The following is a 16,712-nucleotide window of genomic DNA, read 5'->3' as shown; positions in this document are numbered from 1 at the left end:
TGCTGACGCTATCGCGGGACAAGCCCGCTCCTACAGGTTCGTTGCGCGGATGCCAAGGCGCCCGCGCACTCACCGTATCAGGCTGCGCTCTGGCCTTCGGCCAGGAAGAACCAGGTCTCGAGCACCGAGTCCGGGTTCAGCGACACGCTCTCGATGCCCTGCTCCATCAGCCACTTGGCCAGGTCCGGGTGGTCCGATGGGCCTTGGCCGCAGATGCCGATGTACTTGCCGGCCTTGTTGCACGCGGCGATGGCGTTGGCCAGCAGCTTCTTGACGGCAGGGTTACGCTCGTCGAACAGGTGGGCAATGATCCCCGAGTCGCGGTCCAGGCCCAGGGTGAGCTGGGTCAGGTCGTTGGAACCGATCGAGAAACCGTCGAAGTACTCGAGGAACTCCTCGGCCAGGATGGCGTTGGACGGCAGCTCGCACATCATGATCACGCGCAGGCCGTTGTCGCCACGGGCCAGGCCGTTTTCGGCGAGCAGGTCGACGACCTGGCTGGCTTCGCCCAGGGTGCGCACGAACGGCACCATGATCTCGACGTTGGTCAGGCCCATCTCGTTGCGCACGCGCTTGAGGGCGCGGCATTCGAGCTCGAAGCAGTCACGGAACGACTCGCTGATGTAGCGCGAGGCGCCGCGGAAGCCCAGCATCGGGTTTTCTTCTTCCGGCTCGTACAGCTTGCCGCCGATCAGGTTGGCGTATTCGTTGGACTTGAAGTCCGACAGGCGCACGATGACCTTTTTCGGGTAGAAGGCTGCGGCCAGGGTGCTGATGCCCTCGACCAGCTTCTCGACATAGAAGCCGACCGGGTCGCTGTAGCCAGCAATGCGCTTGTCGACGCTCTCTTTGAGCTCCGGCGGCAAGCCCGCGTAGTTCAGCAGTGCCTTGGGGTGCACGCCGATCATGCGGTTGATGATGAACTCCAGGCGCGCCAGGCCCACACCTTCGTTGGGCAGCTGGGCGAAGTCGAACGCGCGGTCCGGGTTGCCCACGTTCATCATGATCTTGAACGGCAGCTCCGGCATGGCGTCCACCGAGTTCTGCTTGACGTCGAAGCCCAGCTCGCCTTCGAAGATGAAGCCGGTGTCGCCTTCGGCGCAGGACACAGTCACGCCCTGGCCATCTTTGAGCACCTGGGTGGCGTTGCCGCAACCGACCACAGCCGGGATACCCAGTTCACGCGCGATGATCGCCGCGTGGCAGGTACGCCCGCCGCGGTTGGTGACGATGGCGCTGGCGCGCTTCATCACCGGCTCCCAATCCGGGTCGGTCATGTCCGAGACCAGCACGTCGCCGGGCTGGACCTTGTCCATTTCCGACACGTCCTTGATCACCCGCACCTTGCCAGCGCCGATGCGCTGGCCGATGGCACGGCCTTCGACCAGCACGGTGCCTTTCTCCTTGAGCAGGTAGCGCTCCATGACGTTGGCGCTGGCACGGCTCTTCACGGTCTCAGGGCGGGCCTGAACGATGTACAGCTTGCCGTCGTCACCGTCCTTGGCCCATTCGATGTCCATCGGGCGCTGGTAGTGCTGCTCGATGATCATCGCCTGCTTGGCCAGCTCGGCCACTTCGGCGTCGCTCAGGCAGAAGCGTGCGCGTTCGGCGCGGTCGACTTCGACGGTCTTGACCGAACGGCCGGCCTTGGCTTCGTCGCCATAGACCATCTTGATCGCCTTGCTGCCCAGGTTGCGGCGCAGGATCGCCGGGCGACCCGCCTGCAAGGTGTTCTTGTGTACGTAGAATTCGTCCGGGTTGACCGCACCCTGCACGACGGTTTCACCCAGGCCGTAGGCGCCGGTGATGAACACCACGTCACGGAAGCCCGACTCGGTGTCGAGGGTGAACATCACGCCGGCGGTGCCGGTTTCGGAGCGGACCATGCGCTGCACGCCGGCGGACAGGGCGACCAGCTTGTGGTCGAAGCCCTGGTGCACGCGGTAGGCGATGGCACGGTCGTTGAACAGCGAAGCGAAGACTTCCTTGGCCGCGCGGATCACGTTGTCGACGCCACGGATGTTGAGGAAGGTTTCCTGCTGGCCGGCGAACGAGGCGTCCGGCAAGTCTTCGGCGGTAGCCGAGGAACGCACGGCGACCGCCATGTTGTCGTTGCCGGCGGCCATTTCGGCGAAGGCCGTACGGATTTCCGAATCGAGGCGTGCCGGGAATTCGGCTTCCATGACCCACTGGCGGATTTGTGCGCCGGTCTTGGTCAGGGCATTGATGTCATCGACGTCCAGCGCGTCGAGCGCGGCGTGGATACGGTCGTTCAGGCCACTCTGTTCGAGAAAGTCGCGGTACGCCTGAGCCGTAGTGGCAAAGCCGCCCGGCACCGAAACGCCGGCACCGGCAAGATTGCTGATCATCTCGCCCAGGGATGCGTTCTTGCCCCCCACATGCTCCACATCATGGACGCCGAGCTTATCGAGGGAAACTACGTACTCTACCAAGGTGATCTCTCCACTAACTGTATTGGAAAAGCTCAAGGGCGCCCGCCTGTCTGCTCTGCGACTGGGCCGGGACGCTTGTGGCCTGGACCTGGAAAATAAGTGAGAATGCCGAGCAACCGCGTTCGGCAAACCGAACCTATCATATCCAGAAATCTTCGGCAGCTTAAGGCCCCCAGGTGCAAATGAAACGAACCGCGTTTTTCATCTCCGACGGTACCGGCATCACTGCAGAAACGTTGGGGCAGAGCCTGCTCGCACAATTCGAGAGCATTCCGTTCAATAAATTCACCCGCCCCTACATCGATACGCTGGACAAGGCCCGGGCCATGGTCCAGCAAATCAACGCGGCGGCCGAGCGTGACGGGGTGCGCCCGATCATCTTCGACACCATCGTCAACCAGGACATCCGCGAAGTCATGGCCACGTCCAATGGCTTCATGATCGACATCTTTTCGACGTTTTTATCCCCACTAGAGCAGGAATTGACCGCCCATTCGTCGTATTCCGTGGGCAAATCCCACTCGATCGGCGGCAATTCCAACTACATGGAGCGTATCGAGGCGGTCAACTTCGCCCTCGACAACGACGACGGCGCGCGGACCCATTACTACGACAAGGCCGATCTGATCCTGGTGGGCGTTTCCCGCTGCGGCAAGACCCCGACCTGCCTGTACATGGCCATGCAGTTCGGCATCCGCGCCGCCAACTACCCGTTGACCGAGGACGACATGGAGCGCCTGCAGCTGCCGGCGGTGCTGAAGAAGCACCACAACAAGCTGTTCGGCCTGACCATCGACCCCGACCGCCTGACCGCCATCCGCCACGAACGCAAGCCCAACAGCCGCTATTCGAGCTTCGCTCAATGCGAGTTCGAGGTGCGCGAGGTGGAAAGCCTGTTCCGTCGGGAGAACATTCCCAACATCAACTCCACGCATTTTTCGGTGGAAGAGATTTCGGCGAAGATCCTGGTGGAAAAAGGCGTGGAGCGGCGGTTCAAGTAAGGCCAGCGTCGCCTGTTTCGCGGGTAAACCCGCTCCCACAGGCACAGCACAGGATTCAAAGCCAGCGAGGCCCCTGTGGGAGCGGGTTTACCCGCGAAGAGGCCAGCACTTTCAACACAAGGCGTAAAGAAAAGCCCCGACATCACTGCCGGGGCTTTCTTTTACCTCAACTACCTCAACGCAAGGCTCAGGACGGAATCACCGCCGCCTGCCCGCTCATCGCCAGGTCGACCAGCTCGCGGTTGGCCACCGCGTACATCGCATAGTCGGTACCTGTGGCGTTGCGCAGGTCGTCGAGCATGGCACGCCAGCGCTCCACCATCACCCGGTGCTGCTCGCACCACAGGGCCACGCGGGCGTCCATGTCGTCCGGCGCATCGGCCATCTGCAATACCGAGATGGTGATCGCCCGCTGCTGCAGGTCGATATCGTCACGGAACGCTTCGCGGGCCAGCGCCTGCCAGTTGTTTTCCACCGGCAGGTTGCTGATTTCCTGCAGGTACCAGGTCAGGTCCAGCGAGCTGCCCACGGCGAAGAACGCCTTGGCCACTTGCGCAGGATCATGCCCGGTCACATCGGACGCTTCGATGATCGGCAGCAGGGTGTACAGGTGCGTGGTACCAGCAACCATACGCGCCAGCAGTTCCGGCACACCGGCTTCGACGAAGCCCTGGTAGCGCACCATCCAACGCTCGCGGGTCGGGCCTTCGAGCAGTTCGTCGAGCTTGAGCCCAAGCTGGGCGATCTTCGGCCCGAAGTGGGCGACGTCACGGCCAGCGTCCTGCTCGTTGCGCCGGCTACGCAGGAACCAGCGGGTGGCGCGGCGGCCCAGGCGCATCAGCTCGTCCATCAGGGTCAGCTGGATCTCGGCCGGCACCTGGTAGTCGAGGGCCTCGATCTGACGGAACCAGTGCGGCAGGTGGAAGATATCGCGCACGATCACGTAGGCGCCGGCCACGTTGGCCGGGCTCATGCCGGTGGACTCCTTCAGGCGCTGCACGAAGGTGATGCCCATGTTGTTGACCAGGTCGTTGGCGATCTGGGTGCTGACGATCTCGCGTTTCAGGCGGTGGCCACGCATGGAGTCGGCGTACTTGGTCACCAGCGACGGCGGGAAAGCAGTCTCCATGTCGCGGGTGAGGTAGTCGTCGTCCGGCACCAGCGACTTGAGCAGTTGCTCCTTGAGGTCGATCTTGCTGTACGAGATCAGCACCGACAGCTCGGCGCGGGTCAGGCCCTGGCCTGCGGCCAGGCGCTCGGCCAACTGCTCTTCACTCGGCAGGAACTCGATGGCGCGGTCCAGCTTGCCACGGGCCTCGAGGTCGGCCATCAGGCGCTTGTACTCGGCAATCCGCTCGCGGGCGCGGCGCGCGGCCAGCGACAGCGCTTGCGTCTGCTTGTAGTTGTTGCCCAGCACCAGCCCGGCCACTTCGTCGGTCATGCTGCCAAGCAGCTGGTTACGCTGCTTCTCGGTCATGTCGCCGGCCTGCACCACTTCATTGAGCAGGATCTTGATGTTGACCTCGTGGTCGGAGCAGTCCACACCACCGGCGTTGTCGATGAAGTCGGTATTGGTGGCGCCGCCATTGAGGCCGAACTCGACACGGCCCAGCTGGGTCATGCCCAGGTTGCCGCCCTCGCCCACCACCTTGCAGCGCAGCTCGTTGCCGTTGACGCGCAGGGCATCGTTGGCCTTGTCGCCGACATCGGCGTGGCTTTCGCTGCTGGCCTTGACGTAGGTGCCGATACCACCGTTCCACAGCAGGTCGACCGGCGCCTGCAGCAGGGCGTGCAACAGCTCGGTCGGGGTCAGGCGGTCGGCTTCGATGGCGAAGCGTTCCTTCATCTGCGGGCTGATGGCGATGCTCTTGGCACTGCGCGGGAAGATCCCGCCGCCTTCGGACATGATGCTGGTGTCGTAGTCGCTCCAGGCCGAGCGCGGCAGGTCGAACAGGCGCTTGCGCTCGACGAAGCTGGTGGCCGGGTCCGGGTTCGGGTCGATGAAGATGTGCAGGTGGTTGAACGCGGCCACCAGCTGCAGTTTTTCCGACATCAGCAGGCCGTTGCCGAACACGTCACCGGCCATGTCGCCCACACCCACCACGGTGATCGGGTCTTCCTGCACGTTGATGCCGCGCTCGCGGAAGTGGCGCTGCACGCCCACCCACGCGCCACGGGCAGTGATGCCCATCTTCTTGTGGTCATAACCGGCCGAGCCGCCCGAGGCGAACGCATCGCCCAGCCAGAAGCCGTAGTCGATGGCGATGCCGTTGGCGATGTCGGAGAAGGTCGCGGTGCCTTTGTCCGCGGCGACCACCAGGTACGGGTCGTCGTCATCGTGACGCACCACGTTCGCAGGCGGCACCACGCCACCGTCCTTGAGGTTGTCGGTGATGTCGAGCAGGCCGGAGATGAAGATGCGGTAGCACGCCACGCCCTCGGCGGCGATCTCGTCACGGCTGCCGCCCAGCGGCAGGCGGCGCGGCAGGAAGCCGCCCTTGGCGCCCACCGGCACGATCACCGAGTTCTTCACCTGCTGGGCCTTGACCAGGCCCAGTACTTCAGTGCGGAAGTCTTCTTCGCGGTCCGACCAGCGCAGGCCGCCACGGGCAACGTTGCCGAAACGCAGGTGCACGCCCTCGACCCGCGGCGAATAAACGAAGATCTCGAATTTCGGTACCGGCTTGGGCAGCTCGGGGATCAGCTTGGGGTTGAACTTGAAGCTGAAGTACGACTTGTTCTGGCCGTTGGCGTCCGGCTGGTAGAAGTTGGTGCGCAGGGTGGCCTTGATCAGGTCCAGGTAGCGCCGCAGGATGCGGTCCTCGTTGAGCACCTGCACGTCGTCCAGGGCGGTGAGGATCGCCTGCTCCAGGCGCAGCTGCTTGTCGTCGAGGTCTTCCTGGGTGAGCTTGCGCGCCAGGTAGAAACGGGTCTTGAACAACCGGGTCAGCTCGCGGGCGATGTCGGTGTGGTTGTTCAGGGTGCTGGCGATGTAACCCAGGTCGAAGCCCAGGCGGATCTGCTTCAGGTAGCGGGCATAGGCGCGCAGCAGTGCCACGTCGCGCCACGGCAGGCCGGCGGTCAGCACCAGGCGGTTGAAGGCGTCGTTCTCGGCGTCGCCCTTGACGATGTGGACGAAGGCGTCCTGGAAGGTGTCGTTGAGCTGCTGGATATCCAGGTTCAGGCCTTCGCTGTAGGTGAAGGCGAAGTCGTGGATCCAGAACTCACGGCCGCTGGCATGGCGCAGGCGGTAAGGGAACTCGCCGAGCACGCGCAGGCCGAGGTTTTCCAGGATCGGCAGCACGTCCGACAGCGCCAGCGGCGTATCGGCGTGGTACAGCTTGCAGTGCAGCGTGCGTTCACCGAGTTGCGTGAGCGGCTGGTAGAAGCTCATGGCCAGCGGTTTTTGTTCCGACAGGTTCAGCACGTGCTGCATGTCGACCACCGCCGAATGGGCGGCGAAGCGCTCGCGGTAGCCGGCCGGGAAGCCTTTCGGGAACTCATCGAGGATGTTGGTGCCCTGGGCTTCGCCGAAGTTTTCCACCACCAGCGCCGAGTAATCGTCATGCCACGAGCGGCAAGCCTGGATCACTTCGTTTTCCAGCTGCTGCAGGTCGATATCGATGCGGTTCTTCGGGTCGACGCGCAGGATCAACTGCACGCGGGCCAGCACCGATTCGGAGAAGAAGGTCCAGAATTCGCAGTCGGTGGCCTTCAGGCGCTCCATCAGCACCTGCTGGATCTTCTGCCGCACTTCGGTGGAGTAGATCTCGCGGGGCACGTAGGCCAGGCAGTAGCAGAAGCGGCCGTACGGGTCCTTGCGCAGGAACACGCGGATCTTGTTGCGCTCCTGGATCTGCACGATCGACATGGCGGTGCTGAACAGCTCGTCGACCGGGGTCTGGAACAGGTCGTCGCGCGGCAGCACTTCGAGTACCTGCGCCAGCTCCTTGCCCAGGTGGGCCTTGGGGTCGAAGTGCGAGCGGCGCTCGACTTCGGCCACCTTGCCGCGAATGTAAGGGATGGTATGCACGCTCTCGCCGTACACCGACGAGGTGTACAGGCCCATGAAGCGGCATTCCTTGAGCACATTGCCGTCTGCGTCGATCTGGCGGATCGACACGTAGTCCGGGTAGGCCGGGCGGTGCACGCGGCTCGGTTGCGAGGCCTTGGCGAACGACAGCAGGCGGGGCTCGCGCAGGTAGGCGACGGCGTAGTCCTCGATGCGCAGGTCATCGGCACCCAGGCCGGCACGCAACAGGCGGGTCAGGCCGAGGAAGGAGGCATCGTCGTAGACCAGATGGCCACCGTCGGCATCGGCCTGGACGGTGAACTCTTCATAGCCGAGGAAGGTGAAATGGTTGTCCAGCAGCCACGACAGGAAGCTCTTCACCTCTGCCTTGTCGTTCTGCTCCGGGCCAAAGGCGTTCTGTTCGACCAGTGCCAGCAGTTCATGGATCTTGGCCTTCATCGGCTCGAAGTCGGCGACCACGCCGCGCACTTCGGCCAGCACCTGCTCCAGCTCCTTGGTCAAGGTCGTGAGCTCAGCGCTGTTGGAGCAGCGGTCGATCTCCAGGTACATCAGCGATTCGTGGCTGACGCCCTCGCCCTGGGTGCCCTTGGGCAGCAGTTCGACCAGTTCGCCCTTGCTGCCTCGGCGTGCGCTGAGCACGGTGGTCTGCAGGGTGTGGATGCTGTAGCCGCGGCGGTTGAGTTCGGTACGCACCGAGTCGACCAGGAACGGCAGGTCGTGGTGCAGCACCTCGACCACGGTGTGGGTGGATTGCCAGCCGTGGCGTTCGTAATCAGGGTTGTAGACCCGCACCTGCGGGTGTTCGGGGTCGAAGCGCTCGATGATGCGCCAGGCGGAAAGCGTGCAGCCGGCGAGGTCGGAAAGCCGCCGCTGAGTGAGTTCGTCCAGAGAGATGATGCCGAAGAACTGGTCGGCGAACAGTGCAACTTGTGGCAGGGACTGTTCGCTGATGTGCTGCGCCAGGGCCGCTTGCAGTTGATGCTGGAAGTCGGCTTTGCTGGCTGCGGTGAAGAACGCCATCTGTGGTACTCCGCTTGGGCTTTTATAGGTGAAGCGTCGCGTGCGTGCGCCTTGTACGGATCAACCATAGCCAACCCGTGGCAAGACGGAAGCGTTGGGTACCTGCAAAAGCGACTGCCCGGTGGCTGTGCCTTTACGGGAACCCATCGACTGGGGAGCTTAACGACTGAACGGTCACTCCGGCTTGCAGCGCTGCGACATATTCGGTCAATGACCGGCAGCAAGCCTCGGGCTGCAAGCTTCGCGCCGCAATCGGCAAAATCCGAGATTTGCGCCGCCGCGCTTGACCTGCCGAACCTTGAAGCTGAAGCTTGCGCCTTTGACTACCGACCCGAGCCGCCCATGCAATTGAAAACCGCCCTGCTCTTCGCCACCCCTTGTGACGACGAGGAAGACAACATGGCGACCCTGTGCTGCCACAGCGACAAGGGCCAGATGTTCCTGCTGACCCGCTACCCGGACGAGGACACCGTCGACCTGACCCTGGATGACGAGCCGTCGACCCTGGACGGGCTGAAGGTGACGCTGAGTGCCGAACGCTTGCTGATCGAGGTGGCTGCGGGGGACCGAGATGCGCTCAAGGGCGATGAAGCGCTGGAGATCATCCTGACTTCGCAAGGCAGTGATATGGAGGAAGTGGCGCTGACATTGCGCAACATCCTTGAAGGTACCGGGACATTCAACAACGAACTGTGAAGGTGGTTCGCCGACCTCTTCGCGGGTAAACCCGCTCCCACAGGTTCACTGCAAGCCCCGAGGGCGGCACTGCACCTGTGGGAGCGGGTTTACCCGCGAAGAGGCTGCAACAGGCGACTTTGCCAGCAGCGCCTCCGTTGACAGGGGACCCTCGGAACGGGCATTGTCTGACAACCTGATCAATTGGCTCCCCCTCCATGCTAGAACTCCAGCGCCCCGACACCCTGGTCGAACGGGTCGTCAGCGCCATCCGCGGCGAGATCGATGCCGGCCGCCTGGCCGCCGAATCGCGCCTGCCCACCGAACAGCAACTGGCTGAACAGCTGAACGTCAGCCGCTCGGTGGTGCGTGAGGCCGTGGCACAGCTCAAGGCCGATGGCGTGCTGATCGCCCGCCGCGGGCTCGGCTCGTATATCTCGCAGACGCCGCACGGCACGGTATTCCGCTTCCCCGACAGCCAAGGGCGCAAACCGGACCTGGTGCAGATGTTCGAGATGCGCCTGTGGATAGAAACCCAGGCCGCCGCCATTGCCGCGCGCCGCCGTGATGCCGATGACCTGAATCGCATGGCCTTCGCCCTGGGCACCATGGAAGACCAGCGCAGCGACTTCGCTACCGCCTCTGCCGCCGACGTGGCCTTCCATCGCGCCATCGCCGAGGCCAGCAAGAATGACTACTTCGTGGCCTTCCATGATTTTCTCGGGGGCCAGCTGGCCGCCGCGCGTCGCACCGCCTGGGAAAACTCCGCCGCCCACTCGATAGGCGGTTCGGCCGATGCTCTAAGCGAGCACCGGGCACTGTACCAAGCCATCTACGCTGGCGACCGCCAAGCCGCCGCCGCTTGTGCCGAAGCACACCTGCGGGCTTCGGCCAAGCGCCTGAAACTCGACCTACCCACCCTCGACTGAACCCGGAGAACCTCATCGCATTCCCGCGAGGTTTTCTCGCGCACTACTTAGTCTGACAACCTGATAAGCAGATCCACCGACAAGAACACCAAGGTAATCCTGCATGACTTACGACTACTGCATCATCGGCGGCGGCATCGTCGGCCTCGCTACCGCCATGGCCCTGCTGCAACAGCGCCCAGGGGCCTCACTGCTGATCCTGGAAAAGGAAGCCAGCCTCGGCCGTCACCAGACAGGCCACAACAGTGGCGTGATCCACGCAGGCATCTACTACGCCCCCGGCAGCCTCAAGGCTGACCTGTGCAAACGCGGCGCCCAGGCCACCAAAGACTTTTGCCGCGAGCACGGCATCGCCTTCGAAGTCTGCGGCAAGCTGCTGGTAGCCTCCAACGACCTGGAAATGCAGCGCATGCAGGCGCTCTACGAGCGTTCGCAACAGAACGGCTTGAAGGTGGAACGCCTGGACGCCGCCGAGCTGCGCCAGCGTGAGCCGAACATCGTCGGCAAAGGTGCGCTGTTCCTCGACGCCACCGGCATCGTCGATTACAAGCAGGTGTGCAATGCCATGGCCAAGGTGATTCGCCAGGCCGGTGGCGAGCTGCACCTGTCCACCCCGGTGCGCGCGATCCAGGAGCATGCCGAGCACGTCAGCATCAGCAGCGACGGCAATACCTGGCACGCCCGCCAACTGGTGGCCTGCGCCGGCCTGCAGTCCGACCGCCTGGCACGCCTGGCCGGGGTGAAGATCGATCACCAGATCATCCCCTTCCGCGGCGAGTACTACCGCTTGCCGGCGAGCAAGAACCAGATCGTCAACCACCTGATCTACCCGATCCCCGACCCGGAGCTGCCGTTCCTGGGGGTGCACCTGACGCGAATGATCGATGGCAGTGTCACCGTCGGCCCCAACGCGGTGCTGGGTTTTGGCCGGGAGAACTACCAAAAGTTCTCGGTGAACTGGCGCGATGTCGCGGAGTACGCGCGCTTCCCGGGGTTCTGGAAAACCATCTGGAACAACCTCGGTTCCGGCACCGCCGAGATGAAGAACTCGCTGTTCAAGCGTGGCTACCTGGAACAGTGCCGCAAGTATTGCCCGTCCCTGCAGGTCGAAGACCTGCTGCCCTATGAAGCCGGCATCCGCGCCCAGGCCGTGATGCGCGACGGCACCCTGGTGCATGACTTCCTGTTCGCCGAGACCCCGCGCATGGTGCATGTCTGCAATGCCCCGTCGCCGGCTGCCACCTCGGCCATCCCGATTGGCCAGATGATCGCCGAGAAGATCCTCAAGGCCCACTGATTCACCGCTGCACCCCCATTACAAAGACAATAAGGAAACCCCATGTCGGTACACGAGGCGGCCCCGGCCGCAAGCGAGACACCCGCACAGCAACGCAAACGCCTGCGCAAGGTGGCAGCGGCGACCATCTTCGGCTCGATGCTGGAGTGGTACGACTTTTATCTGTACGCCACCATGGCGGCGATCGTCTTTTCGAAGATCTTCTTCGACCCGAGCAACCCGGCGGTGGCCTCACTGCTGGCGTTCTCCACCTTCGCCATCGGCTTCATCGCCCGCCCCTTCGGCGGCGTGCTGTTCGGCTACCTGGGCGACCGCTTCGGGCGTAAACACGTGCTGGTGATCACCTTCTGCATGATGGGCGTGTGCACCATGCTCATCGGCCTGATCCCCGGCTACGCCACCATCGGTATCTGGGCACCGATCCTGCTGGTGGTGATCCGCATCATCCAGGGCCTGGGCGCCGGCGCCGAACTGTCCGGTGCGGCGGTGACCTCCTATGAACATGCCAGCGAAGGCAAGCGCGGCAGCCAGGGCGCCTGGCCGGCGCTGGGGCTGAACCTGGGCCTGTTGCTGTCGTCGCTGACCGTCTACCTGCTGACCATGAACGGCAATGAATTCCTGCTTGCCGGCGGCTGGCGCATCCCCTTCATCGCCAGCATCGCCCTGGTGGCGGTAGGCCTGTGGGTGCGCAAGAGCATCCCCGAGACCCCGGACTTCAAGGAACTCGACCACGCCGATGACAAACCCAAAGTCTCGCCCCTGAAACTGCTGTTCAAGAACGACCTCAAGGGCCTGGCCGTGGTGTTCTTCGTCGCTATCGGCTACAACGCGCTGAGCTACATCTTCAAGACGTTCTCGCTGGCCTATCTCACCCAGTTCAAGGGCGTCGAGGCGCACGTCACTTCCCTGTCGGTGACCCTGGCCAGCCTGGTGGCGATCTTTGCCGTGCCGTTCTTCGGCTGGCTGTGTGACAAGTGGAGCAGCAAGACCGTGCTGATGCTCGGCGGGCTGCTGTCGGCGCTGTTCGCCTACCCCTTCCTGCGCTTGCTGTCGACTGGCGAGCCGATGCTGATCTATGTGGCCATCGCCGTCGGCACCGGCATCCTGGCGCCGATGATGTTCGCCCCCCAGGGCTCGTTCCTCAGCCGCCAGTTCCCGACCCGGACGCGCTCTTCGGGTTTTGGCACCGGGCGTGAGGTCGGTACCGCAGTAGCGGGTGGCCTGGCCCCGCTGGGCGGGCTGGCGCTGGTGGCAAGCTCGGCCACTCACTCGACGGATGGCGTGGCGCTGATGCTTGCAGTGGCCGGTGTATTGGTGGTGGTCGCCGCCTTCTTCGATCAAGGCTGGCGGCACTCGCGCACCAAGAACTGAGCAGGCTCAGCTGTCGCGCCACAGGTCGTCGGGGATGGGCAGGTCCTTCTTCAATGGTTCCGGCGGCTTGCCCCTGCCGGCGCGGTACTGGCGGATCTGGAACACGTACGCCAGCACCTGCGCCACCGCCATGTACAAGCCGGCGGGGATTTCCTGCTCGATTTCCGTGGAGTAGTAGATTGCCCGCGCCAGGGCCGGCGATTCGAGGATCTGCACCTTGTGCTCGACGCCGATCTCGCGAATCTTCAAGGCCATGAAGTCTGTGCCCTTGGCCAGCAGCAGCGGCGCCGAACTGCCTTTTTCCGGGTCGTACTGCAAGGCCACGGCATAGTGGGTCGGGTTGGTGATGATCACGTCGGCATCGGGCACCGCCGCCATCATGCGCCGCTGCGACATCTCGCGCTGCAGCTGGCGTATGCGCTGCTTGACCTCGGGCTTGCCCTCGGAGTTCTTGTACTCGTCGGTCACTTCCTGCTTGGTCATCTTCAGCTTCTTGTGCGACTGCCAAAGCTGGTACGGCACGTCGAGCCCAGCGATCAGCAGCAACCCCGCAGCCATCCACAAGGCACTCCAACCGACCACCTGGAGCGCCTGGATGATCGCCAGCTCCATCGGCATCTTGCCGATGGCCAGCAGCGCTTCACGGTCACTGACCAGCACCACCAGCGCCACCACCAGGATCATGATGAACTTGGCAAGGGCCTTGAGCAGCTCGGTCAGCGAATTCATCGAGAACATGCGCTTGATCCCCGACAGCGGGTTCAAGCGGCTGAACTTGGGTTGCATCAGGCTGCCGGAGAACAGGAAACCGCCCAGGGCGATGGGCGCGACGAACGAAATGACGAACAGCAGGATCAGGATCGGCTGCACCGACCAGATGGCCATCTTGCCCGACGCCAGCAGGAACGCCCCCATGCTGCGCTCATCCACGATCACTTCACGGGTCAGGGTGAAGTTCATGCGCATCAGGTCCATCAGGCTTTCTGCCAGACTGCCGCCGAAGGCCAGAATGCCGCCCGCTCCCGCCAGGGTCACGGCAACCGTGTTCAGCTCCTTGGAACGGGCGATCTCACCTTTTTCCCGCGCGTCTTTTTTGCGCTTTTCGGTGGGTTCCTCTGTCTTGTCCTGCCCGCTCTCGCTTTCGGCCATGCTCAGCGCGCCCGTGCCAGTTCACGCAGCCACTGCAGCGCTTCGCTGGCCAGTGCCTGGTAGTGAGAAAGAATGTCGGCCAGGCCGACCCAGAAGATCCCCATGCCCAGCACCAGGGTGAGCGGGAAACCGATGGAAAAGATGTTCAACTGGGGCGCGGCACGGGTCATCACGCCGAAGGCGATGTTGACCACCAGCAACGCGGCGATCGCCGGCAGGATCAGCAGCAATGCGGCGCCCATCACCCAGCTCAGGCGCCCGGCCATCTCCCAGAAGTGATTGACCACCAGGGCGCTGCCCACCGGCAGCGTGGTGAAACTCTCGGTCAGCACCTCGAACACCACCAGATGCCCGTTCATCAACAGGAACAGCACGCTCACCAGCATGGTCAGGAACTGGCTGATCACCGTGACGTTGACGCCGTTGGCCGGGTCGACCATCGACGCGAAGGCCATGCCCATCTGCACCGCGACGATCTGCCCGGCAATCACGAAGGCCTGGAACAACAGCTGCAAGGAGAAACCGAACAACGCCCCGACGATGACCTGCTCGGCGCACAGCAGCAGGCCCCGCAGGCTCAGCGGTTCGAACTCGGGGATGGGCGGCAGGCCCGGCACGATCACCACGGTGATTGCCACGGCTGCGTAAAGGCGAACCCGGGCCGGCAGCATCTTGGTGCCGAAGATCGGCATGGTCATCAGCACCGCCGTCACCCTGAACAGCGGCAGGATGAAGGTGGCGACCCAGGTGCCGATCTGCGCGTTGGTCAACTCCAGCATGGCGGCGTCAACCGATCAGGTGCGGGATGTTGGTGTACAGCCCGGTGATGTATTCCATGAACTTTTGCACCAGCCAGGGCCCGGCGACGATCAGCGTGATCAGCATCACCAGCAGGCGTGGCAGGAAGCTCAGGGTCTGTTCGTTGATCTGGGTGGCGGCCTGGAACATCGCCACCACCAGGCCGACCAGCAGGCTCGGCACCACCAGCACCGCCACCATCAGCGTGGTCAGCCACAACGCGTCACGGAACAGGTCGACTGCGACTTCTGGCGTCATGTCAGGCTCTCCTTGTGGGTGTCAGACACCGCCGAAACTGCCGGCCAGGGTACCCATGATCAGCGCCCAACCATCGACCAGCACGAACAGCATGATCTTGAACGGCAGCGAAATGATCAGTGGCGACAGCATCATCATACCCATGGCCATCAGCACACTGGCGACCACCATGTCGATGATCAGGAACGGGATGAAGATCATGAAGCCGATCTGGAACGCGGTCTTGAGCTCCGAGGTGACGAAGGCCGGGACCAGGATGGTCAGCGGCACCTGGTCGGGGCCGGCGATATCGGTGCGCTTGGACAGGCGCATGAACAGGTCGAGGTCGCTTTGCCGGGTTTGCGCCAGCATGAAGTCCTTAAGCGGCCCCTGGGCCTTGTCGATCGCCTGCTGGGCGGTCATCTGCTCGGCCAGGTACGGCTGCAGGGCGTCCTTGTTCACCCGGTCGAACACCGGCGCCATGATGAACATGGTCAGGAACAGCGCCATGCCGGTGAGCACCTGGTTGGACGGGGTCTGCTGCAGGCCCAGCGCCTGACGCAGGATGGAGAAGACGATAATGATGCGGGTGAAGCTGGTCATCAGGATGACGAACGCCGGGATGAAGCTCAGCGCCGTCATGATCAGCAGGATCTGCAGGCTGACCGAGTACTCCTGCTGCCCGTCCGCCCCGCTGGACAGGGTGATGGCCGGTATCGACAAAGGGTCGGCGGCCAGGGCCAATGGCGCAGCCAGCAGCAGCGCCAGGGTGAACAGCATGCGCAGGGCGCCCATCATCACTTCTTGTCCTTCTGATCCTTGCCCATCAGCTCGAGCAGCCGCTGGGCGAACTCCGGCGTGGCCTGGCGTGCCGCTGCGGGCACCTCGACAGGCTCGGCCATGACATGCAGGGCTTCGATACTGCCCGGCGTATGGCCGATGAGAATCTGCTCCTTGCCGACCTGCACCAGCAGCAACCGGTCGCGCGGGCCGATGGCACGGCTGCCGACGATCTCGATCACCTGGGCACCGCGCTGCGCGCTGCCTTGCATGCGCCGCAGCAGCCAGGCCAGGAAGAAGATCAGGCCCACCACCAGCAGCAGGCCGAAGACCATCTGCGCCAATTGCGCCCCCAGGCCGCCCGGTACCGCAGTGGGCGGCGCAGCCGTTTCGCCGGCGGCGATCACCGCTTCACTGGCCAGCAGCGCCGCCAGGGCCGAAACGGCCCGCACCATGCCCTTCACTCAGCGCAGCTTCTTGATACGTTCGCTGGGGCTGATCACGTCGGTCAGGCGGATGCCGAACTTCTCGTTGACCACCACCACCTCGCCGTGGGCGATCAGGGTGCCGTTGACCAGCACGTCCAGCGGCTCGCCAGCCAGGCGGTCGAGCTCGATCACCGAGCCCTGGTTGAGCTGCAGCAGGTTGCGGATGTTGATCTCGGTGCTGCCCACTTCCATGGAGATGCTCACCGGGATGTCCAGGATCACGTCCAGGTTCGGGCCTTCGAGGCTGACGTTCTCGTTGGGCTTGGGCGAGCTTGCGAACTCTTCCATCGGCAGGCGGTTGCTGGCGCCGCTGTCGCCACCGAGCAGTGCATCGATGTCCGCCTGGCCGGCATCGCCGGTTTCCTCGAGCGCTGCAGCCCACTCATCGGCCAGCGCCTGTTCCTCTGGGGAGTTGATCTCGTTTTCGTTAGCCATGATTTCCTCGACAACCTTTCAATACGTTTAAAGCGACCGGCCCGCC

The 16,712-nt window shown here is 63.7% G+C and carries 13 protein-coding genes; 5 read left to right on the top strand and 8 right to left on the bottom strand.

The features are described from left to right. Nucleotides 1-77: 77 nt before the first annotated feature. A complete protein-coding gene (gene ppsA, locus ACQ4N9_RS02465) occupies nt 78-2,453 on the bottom strand; it encodes a phosphoenolpyruvate synthase (RefSeq protein WP_390967291.1) in 2,376 nt (791 codons plus the stop codon). Nucleotides 2,454-2,635: 182 nt separating this feature from the next. On the opposite strand from ppsA, the gene ppsR reads away from it, so the two are divergent. After that, complete coding sequence (gene ppsR, locus ACQ4N9_RS02460) at nt 2,636-3,454, top strand: posphoenolpyruvate synthetase regulatory kinase/phosphorylase PpsR (protein ID WP_110991838.1); 819 nt, start codon at nt 2,636-2,638, stop codon at nt 3,452-3,454. 187 nt (nt 3,455-3,641) lie between these two features. Here the strand turns inward: ppsR and ACQ4N9_RS02455 are convergent, their stop codons facing one another. Next, nucleotides 3,642-8,507, bottom strand: coding sequence for an NAD-glutamate dehydrogenase (locus ACQ4N9_RS02455; RefSeq protein ID WP_125464959.1), 4,866 nt, complete (start codon nt 8,505-8,507; stop codon nt 3,642-3,644). Between the two features lie 342 nt (nt 8,508-8,849). Between ACQ4N9_RS02455 and ACQ4N9_RS02450 the strand changes: the two genes are divergently transcribed. The 4 genes from ACQ4N9_RS02450 to ACQ4N9_RS02435 all read left to right on the top strand — a co-directional run bounded on the left by ACQ4N9_RS02450 (nt 8,850) and on the right by ACQ4N9_RS02435 (nt 12,779). Continuing rightward, entirely contained in the window at nt 8,850-9,203 is a 354-nt protein-coding gene (locus ACQ4N9_RS02450) for a hypothetical protein (protein ID WP_125464960.1), read from the top strand. 197 nt (nt 9,204-9,400) lie between these two features. Then, a complete protein-coding gene (locus ACQ4N9_RS02445; RefSeq protein ID WP_390967290.1) occupies nt 9,401-10,111 on the top strand; it encodes a FadR/GntR family transcriptional regulator in 711 nt (236 codons plus the stop codon). Nucleotides 10,112-10,214: 103 nt separating this feature from the next. Beyond that, a complete protein-coding gene (gene lhgO, locus ACQ4N9_RS02440) occupies nt 10,215-11,408 on the top strand; it encodes an L-2-hydroxyglutarate oxidase (RefSeq protein WP_390967289.1) in 1,194 nt (397 codons plus the stop codon). A gap of 42 nt (nt 11,409-11,450) precedes the next feature. Continuing rightward, nucleotides 11,451-12,779, top strand: coding sequence for an MFS transporter (locus ACQ4N9_RS02435; protein WP_390967288.1), 1,329 nt, complete (start codon nt 11,451-11,453; stop codon nt 12,777-12,779). A 6-nt stretch (nt 12,780-12,785) separates the two neighbouring features. Here the strand turns inward: ACQ4N9_RS02435 and flhB are convergent, their stop codons facing one another. From flhB to fliN, 6 genes are read right to left on the bottom strand one after another with little or no spacing between them, the layout of a single operon-like run. Beyond that, nucleotides 12,786-13,928, bottom strand: a complete 1,143-nt coding sequence (flhB, locus tag ACQ4N9_RS02430) for a flagellar biosynthesis protein FlhB (RefSeq protein WP_390967287.1) — start codon at nt 13,926-13,928, stop codon at nt 12,786-12,788. Nucleotides 13,929-13,930: 2 nt separating this feature from the next. Then, nucleotides 13,931-14,707 (bottom strand): flagellar biosynthetic protein FliR, encoded by a 777-nt coding sequence (gene fliR, locus ACQ4N9_RS02425; protein ID WP_390967286.1) that lies wholly within the window; start codon nt 14,705-14,707, stop codon nt 13,931-13,933. Between the two features lie 7 nt (nt 14,708-14,714). Next, complete coding sequence (gene fliQ / locus ACQ4N9_RS02420; RefSeq protein ID WP_110991846.1) at nt 14,715-14,984, bottom strand: flagellar biosynthesis protein FliQ; 270 nt, start codon at nt 14,982-14,984, stop codon at nt 14,715-14,717. A 21-nt stretch (nt 14,985-15,005) separates the two neighbouring features. Next, complete coding sequence (gene fliP, locus ACQ4N9_RS02415; RefSeq protein WP_110991958.1) at nt 15,006-15,758, bottom strand: flagellar type III secretion system pore protein FliP; 753 nt, start codon at nt 15,756-15,758, stop codon at nt 15,006-15,008. Between the two features lie 2 nt (nt 15,759-15,760). After that, the gene (gene fliO, locus ACQ4N9_RS02410; protein WP_390967285.1) at nt 15,761-16,207 is read right to left on the bottom strand and encodes a flagellar biosynthetic protein FliO; all 447 of its coding nucleotides are present in this window, start codon (nt 16,205-16,207) and stop codon (nt 15,761-15,763) included. After that, nucleotides 16,208-16,666 carry a flagellar motor switch protein FliN gene (gene fliN / locus ACQ4N9_RS02405; protein ID WP_390967284.1) on the bottom strand — a complete coding sequence of 153 codons (459 nt, stop codon included), beginning with the start codon at nt 16,664-16,666 and terminating at the stop codon, nt 16,208-16,210. Nucleotides 16,667-16,712: the final 46 nt, after the last annotated feature.

Origin of the sequence: Pseudomonas sp. ES1 (assembly GCF_050586605.1) — a bacterium.
Taxonomy (GTDB): Bacteria; Pseudomonadota; Gammaproteobacteria; order Pseudomonadales; family Pseudomonadaceae; genus Aquipseudomonas; species Aquipseudomonas sichuanensis.
Note: the sequence above shows the minus strand (reverse complement) of the source record. Positions and strands in the feature narration are given on the sequence as shown.